Genomic DNA, 2001 nt, shown 5'->3' with positions numbered 1-2001 from the left:
CCGAAGGCGATCGCATTCCTTCGACGAACGAGGTTTCGGCTTTGCTCGGCATCAATCCCCACACCGTTCTCAAAGGAATGAACATCCTCGTGGACGGAGGCATCATCTACAAGAGAAGGGGGCTGGGCATGTACGTAGAAAAGGATGCGGCCGACAAGATTCGCGTCAAGCGGCAAGGCGATTTCTTCGAGCGCTACGTAGAGGCGCTCATTGCGGAGGCGCAGAAACTCCACCTGACGAAAGAGCAGGTCGTTGGTCTTGTCGAGAAGGGATACGATCATGCGTGAGCTGAGGGTCGATGCGGTGGGGAAACGCTTCGGGAAGACGGTTGCGCTCGACAGCGTGTCGTTTTCGCTGGAATACGGCAAGCTACACGCGCTGCTCGGGCGCAACGGAGCGGGCAAGTCGACGCTGCTGGGAATCGCTTCGAATCGGTTGCTGCCTACGTCGGGACAGGTGCTGGTCGACGGTGAACCGGTTGCAGACAATCCGTCCGCGCTGGCGAAGGTGTTCTGTGTGAGCGATGTGCGCATGTATCCCGAGTCGATGTATGTCGACGACCTGCTGGGGCAGATGGCACGCTTCCATAAGGGTTTCGACTCCCGCGCGGCCGCTCGCTTTGCGCAGGCGTTCGGGCTGGATGTCAAGGCCAAGGTCGCCGCGCTCTCCACCGGCTACCGCTCCATCTGCCAGTTGGTCGCAGCCCTGGCAACCGACGCGCCGTACCTGCTGCTGGACGAGCCGGTACTGGGGCTCGACGCCAACCATCGCGAGCTGTTCTACAAGCTGTTGCTGGAGGACTACCTGGAGAAACAGCGCACGGTGGTCGTGGCTACGCACCTTATCGAAGAGATAGCGAACCTGGTGGAGCAGGTGGTGGTTATCGACCACGGGCGCGTGCTGTTGCAGTCGTCGGCAGACGACCTGCGGTCGAGCGGCTACAGCGTGTCCGGTCGCACGGCGGATGTCGAAGCGTACTGCCAAGGGCTGGAGGTGCTGGGTATCGAGGCGGTTGGCGGCTTGTCAGTAGCCTACCTCATGGGCAAGCCGGATGCGGCGCGGACGGGCGAGCGTCTCGATATTGCTCCGATGTCTCTGCAGAAGCTGTTCGTCGAACTGACCGACAAGGAGGGCTGAGCTATGAAGTTCAAGGCTGCTTTGCGCTATCAGCTGGTCGAACTGCTGCAAAGCGCAGTTGCATTCTGCGTTATCGTCGGTGCGGTGGTCGTGGCTGTCTGCATCCTTGCAGGGGGTACGTGGTTTCAGATGTCCATCTTGGGCTTCCTTGTCGTCGTCTTGCTGTTCCGGTTGCCTTTGTCCCTGTTTTCGGACGACATGAAATACTTGCTGCACATGGGTTTGACGCGCACGCAAGTGTACGCGAGTTCTGCGGTTGCGTTTGCGACGATGGCTTTGCTCGCGTCGCTGATTGAAGTGGCCTGCGCTCATGCGTTCGGGCCTGTATGGATGGGCTCGTCGTCTTTTGCGGCGGGCTTGTACGGCCTTCAGAGCCTGGGGGTGCTGGTTGATTTTGCGTGGATGTTCGGAGCGAACCTCGCCGCCGCGCTCACGGCGCTGGCCCTAGCCATCGTGCGCGTGAAGGTGGGGAAGAAGTGGTTTCTTGCCGGCTTGGCTGCGGTCGCTATTCTGGCGTTATTGGTGATCCCGGCGATCTGCGAGGCCCTGTTCGGCAACATTCTTCCTCTGGCAGAAGGCACAGCCGGCCTGTTCGGTGTAACGGCCGCGGGCGCAGACCCGACGCGTGCGCTGTTCCCGTTCGCCGTCGCCGTCGTGCTGGCAGTGCTGGCAGGATACTTTGTGGTCAAGCATGTCGAAGTACGCGCGTAGCGTGACTGCCTGCAGCGTTACGGCAAAAGAACGTTTCCCCTGCAAGTGCGTCGCGCTTTCCTTTTCTTTGACGAATGCCTCGATTTCTTTGATAAAGCGAACAAATGTATGTTATTATTGTGTTAGCACAAGGGATATGCCGCAGGCACGCAC

3 protein-coding genes are annotated in these 2001 nt (G+C 59.8%); all 3 read left to right on the top strand.

Annotated features, from left to right (window positions below; genetic code table 11):
• Nucleotides 1–287: GntR family transcriptional regulator (locus RR842_RS02560; protein ID WP_332520938.1), on the top strand; the 287-nt coding region annotated here is incomplete at its 5' end.
• Nucleotides 280–1137: an ABC transporter ATP-binding protein gene (locus tag RR842_RS02555; RefSeq protein WP_332728930.1), complete on the top strand. Its 858-nt coding sequence runs from the start codon at nucleotides 280–282 to the stop codon at nucleotides 1135–1137. The genes RR842_RS02560 and RR842_RS02555, both read left to right, overlap by 8 nt.
• Before the next feature lie 3 nt (nucleotides 1138–1140).
• A complete protein-coding gene (locus RR842_RS02550) occupies nucleotides 1141–1848 on the top strand; it encodes a hypothetical protein (protein WP_332513200.1) in 708 nt (235 codons plus the stop codon).
• Nucleotides 1849–2001: the final 153 nt, after the last annotated feature.

Origin of the sequence: Gordonibacter sp. (genome assembly GCF_036667095.1) — a bacterium.
Taxonomy (GTDB): domain Bacteria; phylum Actinomycetota; class Coriobacteriia; order Coriobacteriales; family Eggerthellaceae; genus Gordonibacter.
This window is presented reverse-complemented; position numbering and strand designations above follow the sequence as displayed.

What these genes read in the sequence shown, in the direction of transcription:
- RR842_RS02555 (WP_332728930.1), top strand. Translation starts at nt 280, where the DNA reads ATGCGTGAGCTGAGGGTCGATGCGGTGGGGAAACGCTTCGGGAAGACG.
- RR842_RS02550 (WP_332513200.1), top strand. Translation starts at nt 1,141, where the DNA reads ATGAAGTTCAAGGCTGCTTTGCGCTATCAGCTGGTCGAACTGCTGCAA.